Origin of the sequence: Undibacterium sp. Ren11W (genome assembly GCF_049340485.1) — a bacterium.
GTDB lineage: Bacteria > Pseudomonadota > Gammaproteobacteria > Burkholderiales > Burkholderiaceae_D > Undibacterium.
Window position 1 is genome coordinate 391,194 of record NZ_JBMPPB010000002.1, and the last position, 23,586, is coordinate 414,779.

The 23,586-nt window shown below is 53.1% G+C and carries 23 protein-coding genes; 3 read left to right on the forward strand and 20 right to left on the reverse strand.

Going from position 1 to position 23,586, the window contains the following annotated elements; genetic code table 11:
• Positions 1-94: 94 nt before the first annotated feature.
• From ACO0K8_RS08395 to ACO0K8_RS08465, 15 genes are all read right to left on the reverse strand, one after another.
• A complete protein-coding gene (locus tag ACO0K8_RS08395; RefSeq protein WP_422946204.1) occupies positions 95-2,362 on the reverse strand; it encodes an ATP-binding protein in 2,268 nt (755 codons plus the stop codon).
• Positions 2,363-2,454: 92 nt separating this feature from the next.
• Positions 2,455-2,946, reverse strand: a complete 492-nt coding sequence (locus ACO0K8_RS08400; RefSeq protein WP_422946205.1) for a cache domain-containing protein — start codon at positions 2,944-2,946, stop codon at positions 2,455-2,457.
• A gap of 261 nt (positions 2,947-3,207) precedes the next feature.
• Positions 3,208-3,417, reverse strand: a complete 210-nt coding sequence (locus ACO0K8_RS08405) for a hypothetical protein (protein WP_422946206.1) — start codon at positions 3,415-3,417, stop codon at positions 3,208-3,210.
• 13 nt (positions 3,418-3,430) lie between these two features.
• The gene (locus tag ACO0K8_RS08410) at positions 3,431-3,889 is read right to left on the reverse strand and encodes a copper chaperone PCu(A)C (protein WP_422946207.1); all 459 of its coding nucleotides are present in this window, start codon (positions 3,887-3,889) and stop codon (positions 3,431-3,433) included.
• A gap of 200 nt (positions 3,890-4,089) precedes the next feature.
• Positions 4,090-4,578: a hypothetical protein gene (locus ACO0K8_RS08415; RefSeq protein WP_422946208.1), complete on the reverse strand. Its 489-nt coding sequence runs from the start codon at positions 4,576-4,578 to the stop codon at positions 4,090-4,092.
• Positions 4,562-5,800 carry a hypothetical protein gene (locus ACO0K8_RS08420; RefSeq protein WP_422946209.1) on the reverse strand — a complete coding sequence of 413 codons (1,239 nt, stop codon included), beginning with the start codon at positions 5,798-5,800 and terminating at the stop codon, positions 4,562-4,564. The genes ACO0K8_RS08415 and ACO0K8_RS08420 overlap by 17 nt, the downstream gene beginning before the upstream one ends.
• A gap of 35 nt (positions 5,801-5,835) precedes the next feature.
• Positions 5,836-7,956, reverse strand: coding sequence for a TonB-dependent receptor family protein (locus tag ACO0K8_RS08425; RefSeq protein ID WP_422946210.1), 2,121 nt, complete (start codon positions 7,954-7,956; stop codon positions 5,836-5,838).
• 39 nt (positions 7,957-7,995) lie between these two features.
• Positions 7,996-8,676, reverse strand: coding sequence for an energy transducer TonB (locus tag ACO0K8_RS08430; RefSeq protein ID WP_422946211.1), 681 nt, complete (start codon positions 8,674-8,676; stop codon positions 7,996-7,998).
• 157 nt (positions 8,677-8,833) lie between these two features.
• Positions 8,834-9,235: a DUF2946 domain-containing protein gene (locus tag ACO0K8_RS08435; protein WP_422946212.1), complete on the reverse strand. Its 402-nt coding sequence runs from the start codon at positions 9,233-9,235 to the stop codon at positions 8,834-8,836.
• A gap of 284 nt (positions 9,236-9,519) precedes the next feature.
• Positions 9,520-10,482 (reverse strand): CysB family HTH-type transcriptional regulator, encoded by a 963-nt coding sequence (locus ACO0K8_RS08440; protein ID WP_422946213.1) that lies wholly within the window; start codon positions 10,480-10,482, stop codon positions 9,520-9,522.
• 31 nt (positions 10,483-10,513) lie between these two features.
• Positions 10,514-11,578: a sulfate/molybdate ABC transporter ATP-binding protein gene (locus ACO0K8_RS08445; protein WP_422946214.1), complete on the reverse strand. Its 1,065-nt coding sequence runs from the start codon at positions 11,576-11,578 to the stop codon at positions 10,514-10,516.
• Positions 11,575-12,498, reverse strand: a complete 924-nt coding sequence (gene cysW / locus ACO0K8_RS08450) for a sulfate ABC transporter permease subunit CysW (protein WP_422946215.1) — start codon at positions 12,496-12,498, stop codon at positions 11,575-11,577. The genes ACO0K8_RS08445 and cysW overlap by 4 nt, the downstream gene beginning before the upstream one ends.
• Positions 12,498-13,364, reverse strand: a complete 867-nt coding sequence (gene cysT / locus ACO0K8_RS08455) for a sulfate ABC transporter permease subunit CysT (protein ID WP_422946216.1) — start codon at positions 13,362-13,364, stop codon at positions 12,498-12,500. The genes cysW and cysT overlap by 1 nt, the downstream gene beginning before the upstream one ends.
• 155 nt (positions 13,365-13,519) lie before the next feature.
• The gene (locus ACO0K8_RS08460; RefSeq protein WP_422946217.1) at positions 13,520-14,401 is read right to left on the reverse strand and encodes an EAL domain-containing protein; all 882 of its coding nucleotides are present in this window, start codon (positions 14,399-14,401) and stop codon (positions 13,520-13,522) included.
• A 337-nt stretch (positions 14,402-14,738) separates the two neighbouring features.
• Entirely contained in the window at positions 14,739-15,788 is a 1,050-nt protein-coding gene (locus ACO0K8_RS08465; protein WP_422946218.1) for a sulfate ABC transporter substrate-binding protein, read from the reverse strand.
• A gap of 272 nt (positions 15,789-16,060) precedes the next feature.
• Between ACO0K8_RS08465 and ACO0K8_RS08470 the strand changes: the two genes are divergently transcribed.
• Positions 16,061-16,441, forward strand: a complete 381-nt coding sequence (locus tag ACO0K8_RS08470; RefSeq protein ID WP_422946219.1) for a VOC family protein — start codon at positions 16,061-16,063, stop codon at positions 16,439-16,441.
• Here the strand turns inward: ACO0K8_RS08470 and ACO0K8_RS08475 are convergent.
• Positions 16,422-17,225 (reverse strand): DeoR/GlpR family DNA-binding transcription regulator, encoded by an 804-nt coding sequence (locus ACO0K8_RS08475; protein ID WP_422946220.1) that lies wholly within the window; start codon positions 17,223-17,225, stop codon positions 16,422-16,424. The genes ACO0K8_RS08470 and ACO0K8_RS08475 overlap by 20 nt on opposite strands.
• A gap of 375 nt (positions 17,226-17,600) precedes the next feature.
• Here ACO0K8_RS08475 and glpD point away from each other — a divergent pair, with 375 nt between their 5' ends.
• Complete coding sequence (glpD, locus tag ACO0K8_RS08480; protein ID WP_422946221.1) at positions 17,601-19,127, forward strand: glycerol-3-phosphate dehydrogenase; 1,527 nt, start codon at positions 17,601-17,603, stop codon at positions 19,125-19,127.
• Positions 19,128-19,233: 106 nt separating this feature from the next.
• Positions 19,234-20,565, forward strand: coding sequence for a glycerol-3-phosphate transporter (gene glpT, locus ACO0K8_RS08485; protein WP_422946222.1), 1,332 nt, complete (start codon positions 19,234-19,236; stop codon positions 20,563-20,565).
• A 56-nt stretch (positions 20,566-20,621) separates the two neighbouring features.
• Here the strand turns inward: glpT and ACO0K8_RS08490 are convergent, their stop codons facing one another.
• From ACO0K8_RS08490 to ACO0K8_RS08505, 4 genes are read right to left on the reverse strand one after another with little or no spacing between them, the layout of a single operon-like run.
• Positions 20,622-21,284 (reverse strand): nitrous oxide reductase accessory protein NosL, encoded by a 663-nt coding sequence (locus ACO0K8_RS08490; RefSeq protein ID WP_422946223.1) that lies wholly within the window; start codon positions 21,282-21,284, stop codon positions 20,622-20,624.
• A gap of 2 nt (positions 21,285-21,286) precedes the next feature.
• Positions 21,287-21,820, reverse strand: coding sequence for a nitrous oxide reductase accessory protein NosL (locus ACO0K8_RS08495; protein WP_422946224.1), 534 nt, complete (start codon positions 21,818-21,820; stop codon positions 21,287-21,289).
• Positions 21,817-22,632: an ABC transporter permease gene (locus tag ACO0K8_RS08500; protein ID WP_422946225.1), complete on the reverse strand. Its 816-nt coding sequence runs from the start codon at positions 22,630-22,632 to the stop codon at positions 21,817-21,819. The genes ACO0K8_RS08495 and ACO0K8_RS08500 overlap by 4 nt, the downstream gene beginning before the upstream one ends.
• Before the next feature lie 20 nt (positions 22,633-22,652).
• Entirely contained in the window at positions 22,653-23,582 is a 930-nt protein-coding gene (locus tag ACO0K8_RS08505; protein ID WP_422946262.1) for an ABC transporter ATP-binding protein, read from the reverse strand.
• Between the last annotated feature and the right edge of the window lie 4 nt (positions 23,583-23,586).

A 23,586-nucleotide genomic window follows, 5' to 3' on the forward strand; every position in this document is an offset into this window, starting at 1 on the left:
CGGAAAGGCGCACGGGATATGCGCCTTGGGCCTGGTTTATTCTGCAGGCTCTTTTGTGAAAATGTTTGTGGCGTTTCAGCAAAGTCATAGACACTTACTCATCCTTGTTTTCCGGTGCAATCAAAGGCAGGCGGATGATTAGGCTGGTGCCGCTACCCAGTTCGCTTTTTAATTCGACTTTTCCGCCTAAGACTTCGGTGACCAGGTTGTAGACGATGTTCATTCCCAGCCCCGATCCGCCTTGTCCTAGTTTGGTGGTGAAGAAGGGATCGAATACGCGTTTCAGGTTTTCTGGTGGAATCCCGCAACCGTTATCGCTGAAGATGATTTCGACTTGGCCATCCTCGATGAGATGGCTGCTAAGCTGCATCAGACCTTGCGCTTTGTTCTCAAAAGCATGGTTAATCGCATTGCTAATGGCATTGGTTAAAATTTGCGCGAGTGCACCCGGGTAGCTTTCCATGCTGATGTCCGCTTGCAGATCGAGTGTGAGCTTGTGGGCGCTGCGGCGATACATGGGTTCTAGTGTCAGCAATATTTCTTCTAGCGATTTGCGCAAGTCAAAACTACGTCTGTGATTGCTGGCCTGGTCGACTGAGACTTGTTTAAAGCTGATGATCAGTTGTGCCGCACGTTCCAGACTACGCACTAAAATAACTGCGCCTTTTCTGGTTTCCGCAATCAATTCGTTCAGGATACTGCGGCGCGGTTTGCCGCTGCCTAATTCACTGGCGAGATTTTCTGCATGTTCTTTGAGGGTACTGGCTACCATCAGGCTATTGCCGATAGGGGTATTGAGTTCGTGTGAGATTCCCGCTACCAGATAACCGAGTGCCGCCATTTTTTCTGAGCGGAACATCTCGGCCTGCATGTTTTTCATGGATGTTAAGGCGATTTCTAAATCCTGATTGGCGTGTTCCAGACTCTCGGTTCTTTCACTAACCCTGGCTTCCAGATCGGTATTGAGATGTCGTATCTGGTCTTCGATGGCGCGCATGCTCGAGATGTCGATGGGCGTAAAGATGATGAGCTGTTCGCCATCTGAGTTGAACACGCGCGAGGACAGTAGACAGGTCGCCACTTCGCCGCGTTTATTGCATAGCCGTACTTCCAATTCATGGACGTGACCTTGCGCGTGCAGTGCATTGACATACCCGATACGTTCGGACGGCGTTTCCCATACCTTTAATTGCAGAGCAGTTTTCCCTATGACTTCTGATCTGGTAAAGCCCCATTGGCTTAATAGGCTATCGTTCATTTCTATGATCACACCGTCGCTTAATCTGACCAGCGCCAAAGGAACTGGAGACTGCTCAAATAAATCGACGAATTTTTTTTCGCTGGCGCGTAAAGAAGTCTCAGATAAGCGCAATGATTCTTCCGTGCGATTGAGCTGGCGTATATGCTTCCACAGAAAAAACATCAGGAGACAGAGAAACAGAACCGCAACCGCAGAAAACGCCATACGTTCGGCACTGCGCTGGCGCCATGCTGCCAGCGTGAGGTCGCGTTCGCGTGCGAAGATCGATACGATGCCGTAATCGCCGATTTTTCTATACGTGTAAAGTCGGGCCTCGTTCTTTTCTGCGTCCAAAAAATGGCTATCTTCAAAGTGGCCTTCTACGGCTTGTTGCTTGAGTTGACTGACGACGCCAGAGTTCGCGATATTTTTACCTATCACTTTGAGATCGAAAGGGAAGCGCACGATCACGGTACCTTCGTCAGAAAACAAGGCGACCATCGCCTTACTGTCTTTCGCTACTCTGGCATACACCGTACTAAAGTAGGAAACGCTGATGTCTGTGCTGATGATGCCCAGATAGCGTCCGTCCTCACTAAAGATGTTGCGCGCAATCGGTACCACCAGCTCAGCGTCATAAAAACGCTGAAACGGTCGGCCTAGCATGATCTTTTTGTGTTCTTGATGCGCCAGTAAATAGGGGATGTAGGTTCTGTCGTCGGCGTCGGTCTGGTAGGCGGGGTAATCGATAGTGCTGACCGAAGCGACGCCTTGGGGGTTGACGTATTGCAGTGCCTTCATCACCTGATTAAAGGGCTGAGCCTTGGTCAGCAAGCTGCGTATCATTGTGTCGTCTATGGGTTTTTGCCGGCCTTCTGCATGGATGGCATTGCGCAGCATATCCAGATTACGTTCCGCTTCATGCAGTGTCAGGGTGGCGTGTTCTTCTAATAAACGTACCGCGATTAAACCGTTTTCGTGTTCGGATTCTAGTGTGATGCGGCGGTCTTGCTGTATCGCCCACCATGCTTGACCGATGATAGCGGCGATGGTGATGGTGGCCAGTAGCAAGAAAGTCTGGCCGACTATTCGAGGTCGGGTAGGTAAGGCCACTGGCTGCATGCCGGGTACTTTCGATTTTGCTTTTTAGACGCAGTTTTATATTTGGGAGCTAATGAGGTGCTAATTACAAGCTTATTTATCCAGTTATCGCTTCATTTATAAATACCGGTACCCAGGCACATATCTACGCCCGGCACTTTCTCAATATAGCCGCGTTTCACTTCTACCTCTTTGCTTACAGGATTGGGCCAGCGATACTGGGTCCAGCCTTTGCCGTCTTTGCTCTCCATGCAGGCCTTGACCAAATCTTTGATGATGTAGACGCCGTCGCTGTCGCGCATGTCTATCATCACCTTACCGGGGATTTTTGGGTTTTTCCCATGTATCGCCTGATAACCCTTGGAGTCCACTGAAAACAGATACAGGTCGCCTTTTTTATTCATCTCGCTGATGCTATTGAACGGGCTGTCTAGGCGATTAAATTCCAGTATGGATTTTTCCATGCCGTTTTTTTTCAGATATTCCTGGGCTTTTTGGATCAGCGCGATGGCTTCGGCTTCTGTGCTTTTTTCCAGCGCACAGGCCCATTGCGATGCGCTCGCGATGATTAGAGCCAATACTAAATGCTGAGCTTTCGGCTTCATGTGTTTCTCCTGAACTAGCGGTGTCAGAGAATTAGCGTGCAAGTATGTATTCTTGTGCTGCGTTGCAAATAGGCAATAAATTGCACTTCAAATACTACAGTACCAGAATGGAGGAAATTGTAAAGTCAAATTGCGTCCTTCGCTTTTGGCCGGGCTTAGGGACTGAAAGGTGGTGAGCGCTTAGGCGGAAAAACTGGTCTAGTCAGTGTGTTCCGCCTAAGGCTAGTGGGATGTATTTGAGCGCGAAGTGTGCTGATACTTTCAATGGCTCAGGGTGCTGGCTTGAGTCTGTGTGAGGTGTGCCATATTGCTTTCGATTAGCTGCAATTCCAGAACATGTGATTGTGGTACGTGTGCGATCGCCTGGTTCACTTGAAATGCATAGCCATGCCACACCGCAAGGGCGCAGATAGCCGCGACATTAAAGCAGCGCATGATAGGGACGATGAGCGCGCGTGGAGAACTGTGCATGATGGCTCTCCGCTTAATGATGCATGGGCGCAGCCGCCGCGGCCTGATTCATGGATTTCGCGACGGCTTGCACCTGTATCTCTTCGCGTTTTTTGTCCTTGCCTTCTATCGTCAGCGTCAGTGGCACGATGGCCCCTTCTTTGATAGGTGCTTTCAGATTCATCAGCATGATGTGATAGCTGCCCGGTTTAAGTTCTTGCATTTTTCCAGCGGGTAAAGCAAGCGCATCGATGGCCCGCATTTTCATAATATCCCCCTCCATTTCCATCTTATGCAGTTCGGCGCTGGCCGCGGCTGGCGAACTGATAGCGACCAGACGCGCCTCTTGACCTGAGGTGATTTGCAAGAAAGCGCCCGTGACTTTTTGTTGCGGCACGGTGGCTCTTACCCAGGCTTCCTTGACGCTCACTTGTGCCTGTGCGGCAGTGCCGAAACAGAGTGCTAGTAGCGATGTGATGAATATCTTTTTCATGATGTTTCCGTTTTCATTGTTGATACAGATGGTGAGCCTAATTTTGAGCTCGGTGGTGAGTTTAATTGTGAGCTAATCCAAGGTGAAAATCTACAACAGGCAAGCCCAGCGCGCATATTCCATGCGGGTTTCCAGCCTGCCTGGCCTGCAGGCCGCATGGGATATGCGCGCTGGGCTTGTGCCTGGTGTCAACTAGACGTCTAGTGTTTTTGGCCGCTGCTTAGCCAGCTTTCCAGTTCTTGCGCAGATGGTTTGCCCATCACTAATTTAGGCTCGCCGTTTTTCGGTAGCAGGGCGACGTAGGGCGTGATGCCGCGCCAGTTCGGGTTGATCGAGTATTGCAGCGCTGCGCTCTGGCCCTTGAACACGAACAGGCGGCTGGCCGGTTTGTAGTGTGCTTCTTGCAGCAAGCCTGGCTGGTCTTCGCCATCCATCACCACTACCACCAGAGGTATCTGCGGTAGGCGGTTTTTTAGTTGCTCGCCAAGTGCGGCGATGATGGCCGGGCAGTGGCTGCAATCGGTGGTCGAAAAAATCACCGCCGCCGGGCGTGGTAAGTCTTTCTGGAAACGCTGCCAACTGTGCGCGTCAAAATTTTCTATTTGTTTGGCGGCAGCCAGAGCTTGAGCGCTGCTCAGCAGGCTGAGCGCAGTCAACAAAGTCGCTCCGAAATTAAAGGATTTCAACATGGCGTTTCCCTGTGGTGTTCCAGATCACGTAGATTTTTCCGCCCTTGCTGAGTAGTTGCGGATAATCGCTATCGAGTTTGCTGCTGGCGATCTCTCTGAGCTTAAAATGCTGGCCATCGTCGTCCGAGATCCAGGCTTTCAGGTTCATCTTTGTGCCGTCGTAGCTGCGCCAGACGATGGCCAGCTTGCTGCCGCTACTAAGGATGTCGGCGTGTTCGGCCTTGGTATCGGGCAGTACTTGCGCAGTGCCGACGGGATTGCCGGCCTGATCAAGCTTGCCATAGCGTACCTGCGCCACGCCAGCCCGGTCGCCGAACCAGACTGCATGATAGCCACCGGCTGTGGATGTGGTCAGCGCCGGGCCATGGTGTGGACAGCCGTCTATCGCCCAGTTGTCGAAGCTGGCACGCACCGGTTCGGCTAAGGGTGCCGAAGTAGCCACTGGCGTTTCTGCACTCAAGAGTGTGAAGGCGTGATCGCGGATATTCGGTAGCGTCAGATGCCGCCACAGCGCCGCGATCTGGCCGTTGGCAGTCGGCGTAACGGCGATACGACAGCATTCGCAACTATAGTCGGATAACTTGCTGTCGGGACCAAAGCTGGCACCGCCATCGAGCGAGACATTGCGATATAGCGAGACACCGCGGTAATCAGTCTTGGCTAGTCCGGTTTTTTCTGCCGCTTCATTGGCGCTTGTGACGGCAGCTTTTTCACGCGAATCTATCCAGACCGTATGCAAAGCACCTTTGGCATCGAAGGCGATCACGGCATAACTGTGGCTGATTACTTGACGGTCTTGATGCAAGGTCACCGGCGCGGCGAAGTGGGCGCCGCCATCGGTAGAGCGTAGCATGCGGATTTCGCCTGTGAATTTTTTCGCCAGCGGTTGCGCGTAGATAATGATGACGATGCCATTTGGTCCGAAGGCGATTTTCGGCGGGCTCTCGCCACTGGTTTTGATGTGATCGTCACCGGTGTCGAGTACGCGCTCCGGCAGCCAGCTGCGGCCGTCGTCACGGCTGATGTGCAAGGCCAGATGACCCTGTGCGTTCAGTTGCAGACTCCACAGTGCGCCGTCGGGGGCAAAAGCGCTGCCGGAATAGGGGGCGGCTGCTTTGTCGGAAACTGCCGGCGCGTTGTGATGGGCCAGCGCCGGCAGTGTTGTCAACATCAAGCCGGCGATTGCCATGCAGCCTGTTAATCGTCCTAGGATGGTTTTCATCAGAGTATCTTTCTCGTGGTCATCATGCATCAAGATTATTTACCGCCATACGCATACGTCACGCCTAGCATCACGCTGCGCGGTGCGCCCGGAGTGTAGGAGTTTTGCGTATCAGGTACATAGGCACCTGTGCCGGAGTAAGAGCTTGATGCCGAGTCGGCGTAGCGCGTATCTGCCAGATTGCGCGCTTGCAACCAGACCTCCCAGCCTTTGGCGAGCAGATAGCTGCCGCGTAAGTTCAGTAAAGTATGGCCGGCATAGCGCACGGTATTGGCATTGTTCATCCAGTATTCACCTTGATGCACCAGTTCCAGCGCGATGCGCGCACCAGTGACTGGTTTATAGCCTAGCTCTGCACTAGTGATATCGCTAGGCGCTTGCGGCATTTGTTTGCCACTGTAATCGATACTGCCGGAGACCTGATATTTTTCGTATTTATGGCTAGCCAGTGTGGTGGCAAGGCGGGCGTCAAATAGGCCAGCATCATAGTTGAGACCCAGCTCTAAACCCTGGCTGCGGGTGCTGCCGGCATTACGGTTTTCGCTATTCCCCTGGGCGATGGTGTAGCTGACGATGGTATCGCGCCCGTCCAGTCGGTATACCGCTGTATCGAGCTTTAAGGCACCATCCAGAAACGCCATGCGCAAGCCTAGCTCATAGTTATTATAGGTGGCCGGATTCAGATCTGGGATGCCGGTCTTGCCGTAGAGCTGGCTCACTTCGGGCGGGGTAAAACCCTGACTCAGATTGCTGTAGACGCTGCTGTCTTTGCCCAGCGCATAGGTAGCGCCGAGCTTAGGGCTGACATGCGAAAAGCTACGACTCTCGTTGGCCGCGCCATAATTAACGCTGCCAGCCGGTGAGAGATTATTCGTGTAGTCGTAACTGATGGCGTCGGCGCGGGCACCGACCACGACCCGGGTTTTTGGCAGCGGGCTAAATTCCCATTGAGTGAAAAAAGCGGTGTTGTTGATGTCGGCTTGATAGTTGCGCACGCCCTTTGGGTTACTGGCATTGGCGTTGCTATAGCTCAGATTCATGCCGGTGACGGGGTCACGCACCACACTCAGATTATTGCTGTAGTAAGGATTGTCGCTCTTGTCCAGATACACGCCGGCGATCAGGCGCGATGCCAGCCAATCAAACTCTTGCTGATGCTTGGCGTCCAGGCCGAGAGAATCGACGTGGCTATTATTTTCTGTGCCCTGGCAAAGTTTGGCCTTGGCGCTGCAACCGACCAGAGTATAGCTAGGGATCTGGCCATGGTCATTTTTGCGAGAAAACAGGGTGACGGTAGTCAGACCGTTCTTGACGGTTTCCGCCTCCCAGGCCAGATTGGCGCGCGTGGTTTTGTCCTTGCGATAGGTGAAGCTATTGATGCTTTTGCCCGGTGTATTTTGGTAGTCGGTTTCATTCAGGCCGCCGGTCATGGCAACATCCAGATCGGTATGCACCAGCGTGGCGCGTAAGATTGCCGAGTCGCTCAAGGCATAATCGCCGCGCAGCGAGACTGAGTCTTTATCGCCCTTGCTGTATTGCTGCCAGTTGTCAGCAGTGCGGCGTGAGCTGTATTGGGAAAAACGCAGGCCCAGATCGCCCCAGGTATTGCTGGCGATGGTGTCTATGCGCTTGTAGCCAGAAACATCCTCATAGCGTGCGCTGATGCTGGCGTAAGGTGTAGCCGATGGCCGTGCTGTCATAAAATTGACCGCGCCGCCGACCGCATTGCTGCCGTACAGCGATGAGGCCGCACCCTTGACCACTTCCACGCTTTCAGTGCCAGCCAGATTCATCTCGTTGAGTGAATTATGGTTGAACACGCCCAAAGGACGGATAGGAATGCCGTCTTCCAGATACTGATACACCGCGTTGGTGCTGATAGGCTGGCGTATGCTCATGCTGTGCTGCTCATTACCGAGATCGTTCCAGTACACCCCGGCGACCCGATTGATGACCTCGCCCATGGTCTTAGGCTTATCGCGCTTTAATACTTCTTCCTTGACGACGCCAATCGCGACCGGGGTTTCCGATAGTTTAGTGGCGCTGCGTGAGCCAGATACCACCATTTCTTCCAATACTTGCGGCTCGGCGGCGTAGGCCATTTGAGTGAAAGCGGCAAGCAATGCGAAAGCTAGCGGAGTGTGTTTGAAGTTCATTTCTGTATTCCGATTATATTGATGTAATTTTTATTTGGTTTAACTATTTAGCTTGAAGCTCAGCGGCACCACCACGCTGGCCGCGACGGCGACGTCGCCATGCCGCGCCGGCACAAAATGCCATTTGCGTACCGCTTCCAATGCCGCCTCATCGAGTCGCGGAAAACCGCAACTCTGCTTGATCTCTACCTGCGCTGCGGTGCCGTGCGGCGTCACCTGTACCAGCAACAAGACCTTGCCAAATTCACCCTGACGGCGTGAGATCAGCGGATAGGCGGGGGCTGGATTATTCAGGTAAGCGGCATCAAAGCTGGCTTCAGTACGTTGCTCTGCTGCCGCTGTCGAGACTGCCGCAGCGGCTGTTGGCGTCGAGCTGGCGGCTGTAGTTGTAGGAGCGCTCGCTGCGATCATGGCTGGCGCTTCCGGCGTTGCTTGCTGCTCGCTGGCATGCTGCAAAGGCGGGGCGATGGCAGCTTGATGCAAGGCCGGCGCGCTAGGTTTAGTCAGATTTTCCGGCGCGGCTGGCTGACTAGGTGCTGCTATCAGCACAGTCATAACATTCATGGGTAGCGGCATAGCCTTGTGGCTGATCACGCCGCTAGCCTGCAAGGAGCACAGCAAGAAAGCCAGATGAGCACCGGCTACCAGTGAAGATTTGAGCATGGACTTAGGCAGGGACAGATCGTCCCGCTCGGGCATGCTGAGATAAAGCTTATCCATATTATTGTGCCTTGTCGCCTTAGCGCAGCGGCATCAGAGCCGTGAGCCAAGACTTTTCCTGTGACGACAGCCCCTGGCAGATCAGCTCAGCAAAAGGCTAGAACTGATCGCACGCAGAGCACTCTGCCCTTAACGGAGGGCAGTATTGCAGGGAGTCTTAGGAAAATTGTGGCGGGCCACGCGGATTGGCCGTAACCCAGGAATACAGCAGGGACGGCGCTTGATAATACAGAGGAGGAAAGGCGTCATGCCCGGCAGCCACGGCGCAGCAAGGCAAGGCCGCTGGCGCTAAGGCAAAGTTGCCGGCGTGCGGCAGACAAAACGGACAGTGTTTGGCAGTATGGGTATCGATCTTGCCAGGCAGCTTGAGCGCGATGTTAGTGCTGACTTTTTTAGCAGCAAGCCCGGCAATTGGTGTGCTGCAAATCTCTGCCCAGGACGGCGCATTACCATCCCGCGCTGCCAAGGCACTCGCAATGGAAGGCACAAGCGCATTCGCCAAGATTGCCAGACAGGCGATCCAGATCGTGATGAGCTTATTTTTCCAAAAACGTTTCATAAGGCGAATTATAGCGCGAGCCAGCCGCGAAAGCCCAGCAGCATTGCGCTTGTGATTTGCGCGTGGTCAAGAATTATCAAGCTGATGGCAATTTTTAGCACCTGCATACATCTCGCAAAATCTCAACATAGCATAGGCCTGTCGCGCATATTCTATGCGGGTTTCCAGCCTGCCTGGCCTGCAAGCCGCATAGAATATGCGCGCTGGCGGCATGCCTTAAATTTCTCTGATAACGCCCATAAGGCTTGCTTATCGCACACACCGTTTCATCCTGAGCCGCAATCTCAACTTGCGGCTTTAGCTGCGCTGTCACCGGAGCTTTCCAGTTCTGACAGCGCCTTGCGGATTTGCTCGGTGCTTAGGGTCGGGGCAAATTTTTGGATAAAGTCGTAGCTATACGTGCGTAAGTAGCTGCCGCGTCTGACTGCCAGTCTGGTCACATTGACGGAAAATAAATGGCTGACCTGTATCGTTTGCAGACCCTGCATGCGCTGGCTTTCTATCGCCATCGCCGCCACGATACCTACGCCTAGACCGAGCGCGACATATTGTTGTATCACGTCAGAATCCATGGCGGTCAGGACGATGTCGGTGGTCAGCCCGGCTTGGCGAAAGGCGTCATCGATATGGCCGCGACCGGTAAACCCGACATCATAGGTAATCAAAGGATAGGCAGATAAATCCTGCAGGCTCAGCGCGTTCGCTTTTTGCAGCAGCGGATGGCCGTCCGGGACCACCAGTACGTGATGCCATTCATAGCAGGGAAAGGACACCAGATCCTTAAATTGCGACAAACCTTCGGTCGCGATGCCGATATCGGCCTTGCCGGACAAGACCCACTCGGCGATGTGTTCAGGCGCACTTTGTTGCAAAGCGATACGCACATTGGGAAACGCCAAGCGAAACTGTTGCACCACCTTAGGCAGCACATAGCGTGCCTGAGTATGGGTGGTGGCGATGGTCAGTGTGCCCCGGTTCTGGTCGGAGTACTCATCACCGGCCTGTTTCAGATTTTCTGCTTCCAGCAGCAGTCTTTCTATGATGTGCATGATGTCCTTGCCCGGTTCGGTCAGACCGGTCAGACGCTTGCCATTGCGCTCGAAGATATCGACGCCCAATTCTTCCTCGACTTCGCGGATCTGGCGGCTGACTCCTGGTTGTGAGGTGAACAGTACATTGGCCACTTCGGTCAGATTGAAGTGGCGGCGCGTGGCTTCACGTATCGAGCGTAATTGTTGAAAGTTCATAGCATTCCGTATCGTTTTCTGATGGACGAATTTAAAGTTGATCGACAAACACGTGCAGGCGTTTCGGCGTCACTAATAAGTTCTCACCTACTTTTAGCTGTAGCTGGGCAAAACGCTCGCTAGAGATCAGCGCTTCGACCAAGGCACCGTTGTCATCGCGTACCAGTTCCAGTTGCGCCAGCGGACCTATGCTGTGGACCCGTCCCAGTCGTACCAGCAAACCTTCGGCACCGGGCGTGTAGCGTGCCACGTCCAGCTCATGCGGCCTGACATAGCCGGTGCCGGTGGCGTCGCGGGTGTCCTGATGGCCGGGCGCGTCGAACGCCACGCCACCGGCATCGAGCACGCCTTCATGCACGCGGCCGTGGAACAGGTTAACGTTGCCCAGAAAGCCGTACACGAAAGGTGTGGCCGGATGCTGGTACACCTCGGAAGGCGCACCGATCTGTTCGACCTTGCCGTGATTCATGACCACGATCTTGTCCGCCACTTCCAGCGCTTCTTCCTGATCGTGCGTGACAAAAATACTGGTCACGTGCAATTCGTCATGCAAGCGGCGTAACCAGCGGCGCAACTCTTTGCGCACCTTGGCATCGAGCGCGCCGAAGGGTTCGTCCAGCAACAAGACGCGCGGCTCTACCGCTAGTGCGCGCGCCAGTGCGATGCGCTGGCGCTGGCCGCCGGATAATTGTGGAGGATAGCGGTCAGCCAACCAATCGAGCTGTACCAGTTCGAGTAATTGTGTGACCTTCTCTTTGATCTGTGCTTCGGACGGGCGCAAATGGCGCGGTTTGACGCGCAAGCCAAAGGCGATGTTTTCAAAAATCGTCATGTGCTTGAATAAGGCGTAGTGCTGAAACACAAAACCGACCTGACGTTCGCGCACGTGGGTGGCTGAAGCGTCTTCGCCATCGAGCAAGACCTGGCCGCTGTCGGCAAATTCAAGACCTGCGATGATGCGTAATAGCGTGGTTTTGCCGCAGCCGGATGGCCCCAGTAAGGCGGTCAGTTCGCCATCGGCAAAATCGAGCGAGACACGATCAAGCGCAGTAAAGTTGCCGAATTTTTTGTGTAATTGATGGACTGCGATGCTCATAATTTTTCTCCTGCGATGTCGTGGGAAAGCTGGTGAGACGAAGCTTCATGACGTGATTCATTGGTTTTCCATTCGACGATGGATTTCAGTACCAGGGTCAATAAGGCCAGTAGCGTTAGCAGCGAGGCCACCGCAAAGGCGGCAGTGAAGTTGTACTCGTTATATAAAATTTCTACCTGCAAAGGCATGGTATTGGTCTCGCCACGGATATGTCCGGACACCACCGAGACCGCGCCAAACTCACCCATGGCGCGCGCATTACACAAGATCACGCCATACAACAGACCCCATTTAATATTCGGTAAGGTCACGTGCCAGAAGGTTTGCCAGCCGTTGGCACCGAGCACCAGCGCGGCTTCTTCCTCTTCGCTGCCCTGCGCCTGCATCAGCGGTATCAGTTCTCTGGCGACAAACGGAAAGGTGACGAATACCGTGGCAAGAACGATGCCGGGTACCGCGAACAGGATCTTGATATCGTGATCACGCAGCCATTCGCCAAACCAGCCCTGCGCACCAAACAGCAGCACATAGATCAGACCTGAAATCACTGGCGAAACCGAAAACGGTAAATCGATCAGGGTCAGCAAGATGCTCTTGCCACGGAACTCAAACTTGGCAATGGTCCAGGCCGCCGCTACTCCAAACACCAGATTCAGCGGTACCGCAATGGCAGCGGTAATCAGGGTCAGGCGTATCGCCGACAAGGCGTCGGGCTCGATGATGGCTTGCAGATACAGCTGCCAGCCTTTCTTGAAGGCCTCGGCAAATACTGCCACCAGCGGCACAAACAAAAACAGCGTCAAAAATGCCAGTGCCGCCGTCACTAGAATTACTCTGATCCATAGCGGTTCTAGCGTGGCCGCCGGCGTGATGGGTGGCTCTATACGGCGCTGCTTGGCGGGTAAATTTTGCGTCGTCATTATTCTCTCCCTGCATTTTGCTTGCTACGGGTCCAGGCTTGCAGAGCGTTGATGCTCAGCAGCAGGCAAAACGACAGCAGCAGCATGACGACTGCAATCGCGGTCGCTCCGGCGTAATCGTATTGTTCTAGTTTGGTAATCATGAACAGCGGAGTGATCTCAGACACCATAGGCATATTGCCAGCGATAAAAATCACCGAGCCATATTCACCTGTGGCGCGCGCAAAGGCTAGTGCAAAACCGGTCATCAGGGCTGGCAGTATCGTCGGCAGGGTGACTCGTCGAAAAGTCTGCCAGTGGCTGGCACCTAAGCTGACGGCCGCTTCTTCTAATTCTTTTTCGGCTTCTTCCAGCACTGGTTGCACGGTACGTACCACAAACGGCAAGCCGATAAAAATCAGCGCCACCAAAATACCTAGCGGGGTGTAGGCTACCTTGATACCCAGCGGTGCCAGCAACTGTCCGAGCCAGCCGTTAGGTGCATATAGCGTTGCCAGCGTGATACCGGCCACTGCAGTGGGCAGGGCAAACGGCAAATCGACCAGCGCATCAATCACGCGCTTGCCGGGGAATTTATAGCGCACCAGTACCCAGGCGACGATGCCGCCAAACACCACATTGATCAGCGCAGCTAACAGCGAGGCGCCAAAGGTCAGCCGGTACGATGCCATCACCCGCTCCGAGGTGACGGTAGCCCAAAACGCCTCCCAGCTCATGCTGAAGGTTTTCAAAAACACCGCCGACAAGGGAATTAAGACGATTAGCCCCAGATAAAACAGAGTGAAGCCCAGCGACAGATGAAAGCCGGGGATCACGCGCCGCACTGGCGAACTGCCGCGCGCTTGCCTACCAATAGAAAATGCCATGCTCAGCCTTTATTACGTATGTAACTATGAATGGCTGATCATCGCAGGGTTTGGTTATATGGAAAACGAATTTTTTAGCATAGTGATAGATGAATTTCGTCTATAGCTTTGAATTCGCGCATTTTTGCTCTAATTTCCAGAACGCTGCATAAATTTTATCCGCCTAGCTGTGCATCGCCAGTTGCTATCCGTTGTTCATGGGCAAACGCATAGGCCCGTGCGTAGCGCTGCGGCCCTAAGCTGGCTTTGGGGCGATCAAACAGAAATCCCTGTACCTGATACGGTTTGGCGCTGCCCGCCAGCTTATTTTGCAGTTGTGCAAACTGCCTCTCAGTCTCGATGCGTTTAAAGATGATGCGGCAGTCCTGCGCTTCGGCTTGCTCTAACAATTGCGATAATAGCTGATGATCAGTGCCGACTTGCTCTATATCGAGCTTGATGGAGGCGGGCCGTATTCGCGCCAGCACATCGAGCGCCTGCGCCAGATTGCCAGCATTGGCACCGACCCGAAAACCGTTGCGTTTGTAGTTTTCTGCCACGTGCGTTAGCACCCAGCGCTGGCTTGGCGTAATTAAGGGTAATTGCAGCACGACGCACTGATGCGGCAGTTCCAGCACATCGAGCACGCGCCGGAACGCCATCCCATGGTTACCTGCGACGGCAGCCAGCAAACGGCTATGCACGCTTAGATACAGATTTAGTTGTTGCGACTCTGGCTGGCGGAAAAAATTGATCGCATGCAGCAGGCGGCACAGCCTATCAAGTGCTACCGACTCATCGTCACTGGCAGCGTAGTCCAGCAGCTTCCAGACATTCAGGCCAAGCTCGTCGGCAGAGTAGCTGCGGGCATAGGCTTCGTAGGCAATGATCTGGTTATCTTCGCCACTGCGTATCGCTTGAAATGCGCTGGTCAGCGAGGCGTTCACATAGCGGCCGCGAGCCCGCCCTTGTTCATCGAGCCAAAGATTGCTGGCACTTTCAGACGGCAGATGATGTTGCAGCCGGCTTAAATAAGTTTGTAGAGCTTGATGGTGCATGATGTTTTACCTGTTGTCGGTTTGAACTATGGACGCTAGCCTGGCGGCGTTGCGGAGAATCGAGGGGGAAAATATACTCAGGTTCATAGCAATCTCCGGTCGCGATAAAAGCGTCTATTAGTCATTGATCAGGGCTACAGAATACGTTGCAGGCCAATAAATCAGAACGAATCATTTCAGGGTTTGATAGATGATTTTCTTCTATGTGTGGATAGCCTGACATGGCGCGCAATACGTTAGAACTTTTTGAGCCAGATGCAAAAAGCCCCCGAAAAAATTCGGGGGCTTTTTCATGTACAGCCAAAATGGAGCTTTGAGTGCTATTTATACTTATCGTCTATTTTTTATTTTGATAAATCTTGTCGAACTCGCCGCCATCATCAAAATGTTTTTTCTGCGCTTGCTTCCAGCCGCCAAATACATCTTCTACTGTGAACAGGTTAATCGGTTTAAAGTTAGCCGCATATTTTTTGGCCGCCAGTTCAGAGCGTGGCCGGAAAAAATGTTTGGAGACGATCTCTTGACCTGCTTCCGAATACAAAAATTGCAGATAGGCAGTAGCCTGTTTGCGGTTGCCCAGCTTATTCACCACGCGGTCCACCACGGCCACCGGCGACTCGGCCAGTATCGAGATTTTTGGATACACCACTTCAAAGTTGTCACCGAATTCCTGGCGCACCAGTTGCACTTCATTTTCAAAGGTTACCAGAACGTCGCCGATTTCGCGTTGGGTAAAGGTGGTGGTGGCACCGCGTCCGCCGCCATCGAGTACCGGCACGTTTTTAAACAAGCGATCAACCAACAGACGCGCCTGCGCTTCGGTGCCGCCGCTTTTGATCACCGATCCCCAGGCGGCCAGATAGGTATAGCGCCCGTTGCCTGAGGTTTTAGGATTCGGTACGATCACTTTTAAGCCTGGCTTGCCCAGATCTTCCCAGCTAGTGAGCTGTTTGGGATTGCCCTTGCGCGTCAAAAACACCATGGTCGAATAAAACGGTGCCGAGCCATTCGGAAACGCTTTGCTCCAGTCTGCCGGCACCAGGCCTTTTTCGGCCAGAATATCGATGTCATTGGCTTGGTTCATGGTCACCACCGAGGCTTCCATACCGTCGATGACCGAGCGCGCTTGCTTGCTGGAGCCGCCATGCGACTGGTTGATGCTGATGCTTTCGCCGGTTTTCTTTTTCCAGTCGGCCACGAACGCCGGATTGATTTCTTTGAACAATTCCCGCGTCACGTCGTAGGAGGCGTTGAGGATGTCTGCGGCCGCATGCGCTGGCATGCACACGCTTAAGCTAGTCGCAACGAGCATAGCCAACAAGATACGACGACGCGCTGGCGCTGGCGTCTTACTGAAGTGGGATTGCGGTGCTGGATGATCAGACATGGAATTCTTCCGAAAAGGGATAAGTGCGTCATCTTGAAGAGGAACAGCGGCAAAGGAAAGGATCATTTTCTTCTTTGTTTAGAAGTAAATCGCATGTAGCGTGGTTTTGCCGATAAGCAGATCTCGCTAACTGATAGGCTCAGCGCGCATATCCCATGCGGGTTTCCAGCCTGCCTGGCCTGCAAGCCGCATGGGCTATGCGCGTTGGGCCAGGCGTTTTTTTTATTTGTTCTAGCCAAAGGTATAATGCATTTTTTTTAAGAGAATTGACTATGCTTCACCATATTTCTTTCGGGGTGCGCGATCTGGGTTTGTCCGCGGCTTTCTATGATGCGGCGCTCGGTGCGCTCGGCTATCAGCGCGTGTTTGAAGATGATGATGCGATAGGCTACGGCGTCACTGAAGGCAAAGATTTACTGTGCCTGAAATTACGCCCTGATGCGCAGCCCGCTGGTGAGGGCTTTCATCTGGCGTTTACCGCCAGTTCAAGGGCGGCGGTAGATGCCTTTCATGCCGCCGCTTTACTGGTTGCCGGTAGCGACAACGGCGCGCCGGGTTTACGTCCTGATTACGGACAGCATTACTACGCCGCGTTTCTGATCGATCCGGATGGCTACCATGTGGAAGCGGTTATCAATCAGCCGTGTGCTTAATGTGCTGAGCGCTTTCAGCGCCTTCTGAAGTCACGATCAATTTTACCTGCGCCTCTTCAAGTACCTGGGCGAATAGCGGAGACGGGGGCGCATCGGTAAACAAGCGGTCGATTTGCGATAAATGCGCCATGCGCACCAGCGCCTTGCGACCAAATTTTCCCTGATCTGCCACCAGCCAGACCTCGCGCGATTGTTCTATGATAGTCTGCGCCACTTTTACTTCGCGGATATCAAAGTCGCGCAGGCTGCCATCTTCATCGATGCTGGAAATACCGATGATGCCGATATCGACCTTGAACTGACGGATGAAGTCTATGGTGGCTTCACCGACGATGCCGCGATCACGTCCGCGCACCACGCCACCGGCCACGATCACCTCACACTGGGGATTGTCGGCCAGTATCGCTGCCACATTCAGATTATTCGTCACCACGTGCAGACCCTGATGGTGCAATAAGGCGCGTGCTACTTCTTCGGTGGTGGTGCCGATATTAATCATTAAGGAACAACCCGCCGGAACCTGCTGTGCCACAGTCGCAGCGATGCCACGCTTGGCCTCATTGTGTAATAGCTGGCGCTGGCCGTAATCGATATTTTCAACTGAGGACGCTAGCGCTACCCCGCCGTGATAGCGGGTCAGCAGCTTGGCTTCTTCCATTTGCTTGACATCACGACGTACCGTTTGCGGCGTGACGGCGAGTTGTTGCGCCAAATCTTCTACCGAAATGGTGACGGATACGCGGATTGCATCAAGCAGTTGTCGTTGACGGGGATTGAGTATCATAAATGTTCAAAAATGAAGAAATTGCACAGAAATTGTTAGTAATTCGAATTGTTTTGAATGAAAAAGAACATTATCGAACATTTTCGAATCGAAATAATCATAAATTTGTTGCTTATCGTTCGGCTTTTGGCGTATCTTAGACGCCTGTCATCTTAACGTATTTAGCTGTATGCATGATTTGATCTGTGCTGCATGCTAAAGACTTAGTAGCGTATTTGCCACACGATATCATTAGTAAGACTACATAAAACCGCCCCAGCATTGTTACACCCGTCTTGCCGTCTTAAAGTAAGCGTAAGAGTAAGACTTAGCCGGAGTGCCGCGCTGGAGCGATTTTGTCTTAGTCCAAATAAAAAAGTAGCGAGAAAGGCCAAAATGAATTTGCCACAAGAAAAAATGGAGTGCGATGTGCTGGTCGTCGGTGGCGGCATCAATGGCGTCGGCATAGCACGTGATGCCGCCGGACGCGGCTTGTCCGTCATTCTGTGCGAAAAAGATGATTTGGCCTCACATACCTCGTCTGCTTCTTCCAAGCTGATACATGGCGGTCTACGCTATCTAGAGTATTACGAATTTAATCTGGTCAGAAAAGCCCTGATAGAACGCGAGGTCTTGATGCGTTCGGCACCTCACATCATTTCTCCCTTGCGCTTTGTGATGCCGCACATGAAGGGCTTGCGACCAGCCTGGATGTTGCGCGCCGGTCTTTTTCTGTATGACCATCTGGCAAGGCGTGAACTATTGCCTGGTTCGAATGCGATCGATCTGCGCAAACATGTGGCGGGCGTAGCGCTAAACCCTAGTCTGGTACGCGGCTTTATGTATTCCGACGGTTGGGTCGATGATGCGCGTCTGGTGGTTTTGAATGCTATGGATGCAGTCGAAAAGCGCGCGACGGTGATGACCCGTACTAGCTGTGTCGCTGTGATCCAGCAAGACGGAAAATGGCAGGCCCAATTACGCAATAAAGCAGGCGATACGATAGTTGTGCAAGCGCGTAGTCTGGTGAATGCGACGGGCTCCTGGTCGGCGCAGTTTCAGCAAGATTGCGTACCGCAGGCAGCGGGCAAGACGCTGCGCCTGATCAAGGGCAGTCACATCGTGGTCAAACGCCTGTTTGATCACGACAATGCCTATATTTTCCAACATCCGGATGGCCGTATCGTGTTTGCCATTCCGTACGAAAAAGATTTCACACTGATCGGCACCACTGACCTCGATTATCGCGGCGATATCAATCAAGTGGCGATACAACAGGAAGAAATCGACTACCTGTGCGAACTGAGTAGCCTGTATTTCAAACAAGCGATTTTGCCTGGTGACGTGGTTTGGTCTTACTCCGGAGTGCGCCCGCTAGTCGATGATGGTGCGGCCGATGCCAAGGCAATTACCCGCGATTATCGTTTAGAGTTGGATCAGTCCGCAGCACCTATGCTGACGGTGTTTGGCGGGAAAATCACCACCTTTCGCAAGTTGGCCGAAGACGCAGTCGATATGCTGGCACCTTTACTCGGCAATCACACTAAGTCTTGGACTGCCAACGCCTGCTTGCCAGGCGGAGATATTTTTGGCACTGGACCAAACAATCGTGCCGTACTCGAATTTGGCGAATTTGAACGTGCCATGCAGCAGCAATACGCTTGGCTTCCTGCTGCTTTGGTGGCCAGATATGCGCATGCCTACGGCACAAAAATTCATCAGTTATTGCAAAATTGTACGTGCCTTGATGAAATGGGTGAGGCCATCGCACCCGGCTTATACGTCAGGGAAGTGCGCTATCTGATGGAATATGAATGGGCGCGCAGCGCCACCGATATCTTATGGAGGCGTAGCAAGTTAGGCCTGCATTTGCCGGCTGACACCGAGAAAAAACTCGCAATCTGGATCACAGAAAATCCGTGAGTGGCCAGGCGCTAACAGCTGGTGTTAGTGCTTAGGCCTACAACAATAGTAGAACTTTCGACCTTATGCTTTAGGGCTAAAGGCATGATTTTAAATGGAGACAACAATGTTTGATTGGTTAAAACCTTCACCGCATATAGCGGCACTACCGAAGGATAAAATCGACGCTACCTATAAGCGTATGCGTTTGCAGATTTTTCTGGGGATATTTTTTGGGTATGCCGGTTATTACCTGGTGCGGAAAAATTTTACGCTGGCGATGCCCGGTTTGATAGAAATGGGTTACAGCAAAACCCAATTGGGTTTTGCCTTATCGGGCGTGTCAATTGCCTACGGCTTGTCTAAATTTTTGATGGGAAATATTTCGGATCGTTCTAATCCTAGAGTGTTTCTAGCGCTAGGTTTGGTGTTGTCCGCCTTGCTCACTATTTTCATCGGCACTAGCTCTTGGGCCTTGTCTTCAGTTGGCGTAATGTTCGCCTTATTGTTTATTAATGGTTGGGTGCAGGGTATGGGTTGGCCGCCAGCCGGGCGTACCATGGTGCATTGGTGGTCGCATAAGGAGCGCGGTAAAGTCGTCGCCTTGTGGAATACCGCGCACAACGTCGGCGGCGGTTTGGTTGCGCCTTTATTCTTGCTAGGCATGACGCTATTTAATGACTGGCATAGCGCCTTTTATGTGCCGGCAGCCTTCGCTTTATTGATAGCTGGATTTGCTTTTTTTACTATGCGTGATACGCCGCAGTCGGTGGGTTTGCCAAGTATAGAAGAATACAAAAATGATTATCCAGTCGGCTATGACCAGAGCAAAGAACAAGAACTGAGCGGCAAGGAAATTTTCTTCAAATACGTGTTTAATAATAAGCTACTGTGGTACATCGCTTTCGCTAATGTCTTCGTGTATCTGATACGTTATGGTGTACTTGATTGGGCGCCGACTTACTTAAAAGAAGTCAAAGGTTTCAGCTTGAATAAAAGCTCATGGGCATATTTTTTCTATGAGTGGGCCGGTATCCCTGGCACCTTATTATGTGGCTGGGTGTCCGATAAAGTATTCAAAGGGCGTCGTGCTCCTGCCGGTATCTTGTTTATGCTCTTAGTCGGGGTGGCACTGATGGTCTACTGGTTAAACCCAGCTGGCAATCCTGTGGTCGATATCGCGGCACTGATCAGTATAGGCTTTTTGATCTATGGTCCGGTGATGCTGATAGGCTTGCATGCCTTAGAGCTCGCACCTAAAAAAGCAGCAGGGACAGCGGCAGGATTTACCGGCTTCTTCGGCTACATCGGTGGTTCGGTGGCGGCTAGCGCATTGTTAGGTTGGACGGTAGAGCGCTTTGGCTGGAATGGCGGCTTTATGATACTGGTAGCTTCATGCGTCTTAGCGATTTTGTTTATGGCGTTTACCCTCAAGGGCGAGCGCGCCGCACAAGCTTAAGATTTACGATTTAAGATCAAGCCGCAGGGACCGATGGTCACTGCGGCTTTTTTATTTTATCCGGTATGCGCATGAGTTTGCGTATGGCGTGCACCGTTCAGGCTTTGCAGTAGCTGCGGACTGATCTCTTTGGCGCTGATTAATTCTCCGCCTCGTTTCGCGACAAAAGCGAGTGCCGCGGCCTTGCTGGAAAACGCCGGTAGATTACCGGCACGCATCGGTCCCATGGCAGTCGAGCCGCTGACATAGATGGCTTCACTAGCCTTGATCCATTTACCATTAGCTAGGCTGGTGTCGCTGACATAGCTGGCGGCGATTTCACTGGCGCGATGGCCAACGCTGTAATGTCCTACATCTTGCAGATAGAGGAAGAGTGTCAGCGGCGAGTCGAAAAATTGGGCGTCACCATTAGTGAATATCACTTGCGCAGCCCAATCACGGCTGCGGGCCGGATACATGCCACACACCGGGCAGCGCGCATCAAGGGGGACCGCGCGCGGCGCATGTAAGCCTATGCCCGATGCGGGATCATATGGCGTAGGCGGCGCAACGATGCAGACTTCGCCAATTGCTGTCAAGCGATTGGTATCGTTGCCAGTCGCATGCCAGGGCACAATTTGAGTGAGTAATATGGCGCTTAACACCGACAAAACCAGCCAGCCGCCTAGTCGGTAGCTGTGCCTGGTAATTGTTGCTGGCGCGGCTGGACGGAACGGCATGATTACATCCTGGTATCGTGCAAGGCACCGCCAGAGAGATCCACCATGTCAGCCTTGATCTCGGCGTAGCGCAGCAGCTTGCCGCCCCATTCTGCGGCAAATTTTTTGGCATCTGCTTCCTGTGCGAAGCTGGCGATAGTGGGGCCCATCGATCCGTGGCGCTTGCTACCCAGCACATAAAAGCCAGTCTTGGCATCGAACCAGTTAGCGCGCGGCTGCTCCCAGTCGGCCTTGCCCATGTCTTGCACGTACACAGCTGCGATCGCCTTGACTTGTTCTGGTGCCAGCAGCGTATGAAACAACTCCACCGTGTCGCAAAAGAAGGTAGGCGTGTCATGCCCGGTATAAAAAATCTGCGCTTTCGGGCCAGCGTAATCGGCCAGTAACATGCCGTCCAGATCACAGGTGGTACGGGGATCGATCTCCACCGGTGTCAGAGTTTTGCCTGCCGTGGATTGGCCGCAGCCAGCCAGAGCGCTACCAAACAGAGCAAGAGAGACTGTGGAGAATATAAATTTGCGGCGTGTGATCATCATGATTTAAATCTCCAGCGTGCCAGGGCTAGCGGCACAATTATCCAGGTAAGCATGACAGCGCCCATCATCCAGGGCTTGGCCAGCGCCGGCGGAATAATGCTGGACAAACCGTATAGGGTGCGGACATCGTCGAGGGAAAAAACATTCAGTATGCGGAATACATCGGCCGGATTGAGCAATAAGGCGTAGGCAAAAATATCACCACCGTAGCTGCCGCCGGTACTCACCAAAGCACCGAGTAAGAGCAGATCAAACACCAGCACAAAGAAAAACCACAGTGCAATCGCCAGACCGGAGGCGCGTGTGCGTTCACGCGCCACTACCGACATAAATACCGCCAGACTCAAAAACGCCAGACCCAGTAGCACCGAGCTGAACATAAAGCCCAGGTAGTGGAACAAGCCGGGCCAGCTAAATTGTTGATACAGCAAAATAGCCACCAGCGAAAAGCCGGCCGTGGTCGAGAGCGTTAAGGCAGCCGCCAAGCCCAGGTATTTTCCCAGTAATAATTCCAGACGGGTAATCGGTAGCGCCAGCAACAAGTCGAGCGCGCCGCGTTCGCGTTCACCGACGATGGCATCAAAACCCAGCAAGAGAGCGATCAGAGGGATCAGATAAATGACCAGGCTAACCAGACTGGTAATGGTCAGCTCTATCGATTTCAGTCCGATCTGGCCTTGCTGTGCACCACCCAGATAGGTGATGACCAGAGAGAAAACGGTGAACACCAGAGCCACCGCCAGCACCCAGCGATTGCGGATGCGGTCGCGAAACTCTTTCGCGGCCAGGGTAAAAATTTGTGAGAATTCCATAGCGTGTTCTTTATTTTGATTTAATCCGAAAATCCAAAAAATACGTCTTCCAGCGTAGGCTCTTGTATGCTCAGATCGAGTAACTTGCTGCCCAGACTGTGTACTGCATGCAGCACCGCCATCTTGCTAGTGCGCGGGCAACTGATGGCCAAGCCATCAGGCACGACGGTGCAAGCGACTCCGGCCATATGAGCTAGCAGGTCTTGCGCCAGTAGTACATCGTCTGGTGTCAGTTTGAGCGCCAAAGTGAGCGGCATCTGCATTTGCTCGCGCAATTGTGCGACGCTGCCCAATGCCTGTATCTTGCCGGCCGACATGATGGCGAGGCGGTCTACTCTTTCTTGCAGTTCGGCCAAGATGTGCGAAGTGATGATGATGGTGACACCGCTGTCGCGCAAGCCGCGCAGTGTGGCGTAAAAATCGCGTATCGCTTGCGGATCGAGGCCATTGGTAGGTTCATCGAGAAACAAGACGTGCGGCTCACCCAGCAAGGCTTGCGCAAAACCCAGGCGCTGCCGCATGCCTTTGGAGTATTCGCGCAAAGGGCGCTTCAGCGCATGTGCCAGACCCACGCGTTCCAGCATGGGGGCGCATTGCTCGGCTGGCGCGCCTTTGAGTTTGGCGAAAAATTTCAGGGTTTCCAGACCACTCAGATTGTCATACAAGACCACGTTTTCGGGCAGATAACCGAGTTGGCGGCGGGTCTGGCGAAATTCTGGCCCGCTGACGGCTGTGCCATTGATCAGGATCTCGCCTGAAGTCGGCGTGACCAGACCTAGCATCATCTTGAACAGCGTGCTTTTACCGGCCCCGTTATGGCCGATCAAGCCAAAAATTTCGCCAGTCTGTACCGTCAGATCGATAGCGTCGACCGCATGCAAAGCGCCGTAATGTTTGCTGACGCCGCATACCTGGATAGCCGGAGCGCTTGTTGTGTGCGTGTTTTTCATAGGT

Coding starts and splice junctions, on each gene's coding strand:
- ACO0K8_RS08505 (WP_422946262.1), bottom strand. CDS start 23,582: ATGAAAAACACGCACACAACAAGCGCTCCGGCTATCCAGGTATGCGGC.
- ACO0K8_RS08440 (WP_422946213.1), bottom strand. CDS start 10,482: ATGAACTTTCAACAATTACGCTCGATACGTGAAGCCACGCGCCGCCAC.
- ACO0K8_RS08430 (WP_422946211.1), bottom strand. CDS start 8,676: ATGGATAAGCTTTATCTCAGCATGCCCGAGCGGGACGATCTGTCCCTG.
- ACO0K8_RS08445 (WP_422946214.1), bottom strand. CDS start 11,578: ATGAGCATCGCAGTCCATCAATTACACAAAAAATTCGGCAACTTTACT.
- ACO0K8_RS08435 (WP_422946212.1), bottom strand. CDS start 9,235: ATGAAACGTTTTTGGAAAAATAAGCTCATCACGATCTGGATCGCCTGT.
- ACO0K8_RS08475 (WP_422946220.1), bottom strand. CDS start 17,225: ATGATACTCAATCCCCGTCAACGACAACTGCTTGATGCAATCCGCGTA.
- glpD (WP_422946221.1), top strand. CDS start 17,601: ATGAATTTGCCACAAGAAAAAATGGAGTGCGATGTGCTGGTCGTCGGT.
- ACO0K8_RS08460 (WP_422946217.1), bottom strand. CDS start 14,401: ATGCACCATCAAGCTCTACAAACTTATTTAAGCCGGCTGCAACATCAT.
- ACO0K8_RS08395 (WP_422946204.1), bottom strand. CDS start 2,362: ATGCAGCCAGTGGCCTTACCTACCCGACCTCGAATAGTCGGCCAGACT.
- ACO0K8_RS08405 (WP_422946206.1), bottom strand. CDS start 3,417: ATGCACAGTTCTCCACGCGCGCTCATCGTCCCTATCATGCGCTGCTTT.
- ACO0K8_RS08495 (WP_422946224.1), bottom strand. CDS start 21,820: ATGATGATCACACGCCGCAAATTTATATTCTCCACAGTCTCTCTTGCT.
- glpT (WP_422946222.1), top strand. CDS start 19,234: ATGTTTGATTGGTTAAAACCTTCACCGCATATAGCGGCACTACCGAAG.
- ACO0K8_RS08490 (WP_422946223.1), bottom strand. CDS start 21,284: ATGCCGTTCCGTCCAGCCGCGCCAGCAACAATTACCAGGCACAGCTAC.
- ACO0K8_RS08415 (WP_422946208.1), bottom strand. CDS start 4,578: ATGTTGAAATCCTTTAATTTCGGAGCGACTTTGTTGACTGCGCTCAGC.
- ACO0K8_RS08425 (WP_422946210.1), bottom strand. CDS start 7,956: ATGAACTTCAAACACACTCCGCTAGCTTTCGCATTGCTTGCCGCTTTC.
- ACO0K8_RS08420 (WP_422946209.1), bottom strand. CDS start 5,800: ATGAAAACCATCCTAGGACGATTAACAGGCTGCATGGCAATCGCCGGC.
- cysW (WP_422946215.1), bottom strand. CDS start 12,498: ATGACGACGCAAAATTTACCCGCCAAGCAGCGCCGTATAGAGCCACCC.
- ACO0K8_RS08500 (WP_422946225.1), bottom strand. CDS start 22,632: ATGGAATTCTCACAAATTTTTACCCTGGCCGCGAAAGAGTTTCGCGAC.
- ACO0K8_RS08410 (WP_422946207.1), bottom strand. CDS start 3,889: ATGAAAAAGATATTCATCACATCGCTACTAGCACTCTGTTTCGGCACT.
- cysT (WP_422946216.1), bottom strand. CDS start 13,364: ATGGCATTTTCTATTGGTAGGCAAGCGCGCGGCAGTTCGCCAGTGCGG.
- ACO0K8_RS08465 (WP_422946218.1), bottom strand. CDS start 15,788: ATGTCTGATCATCCAGCACCGCAATCCCACTTCAGTAAGACGCCAGCG.
- ACO0K8_RS08400 (WP_422946205.1), bottom strand. CDS start 2,946: ATGAAGCCGAAAGCTCAGCATTTAGTATTGGCTCTAATCATCGCGAGC.
- ACO0K8_RS08470 (WP_422946219.1), top strand. CDS start 16,061: ATGCTTCACCATATTTCTTTCGGGGTGCGCGATCTGGGTTTGTCCGCG.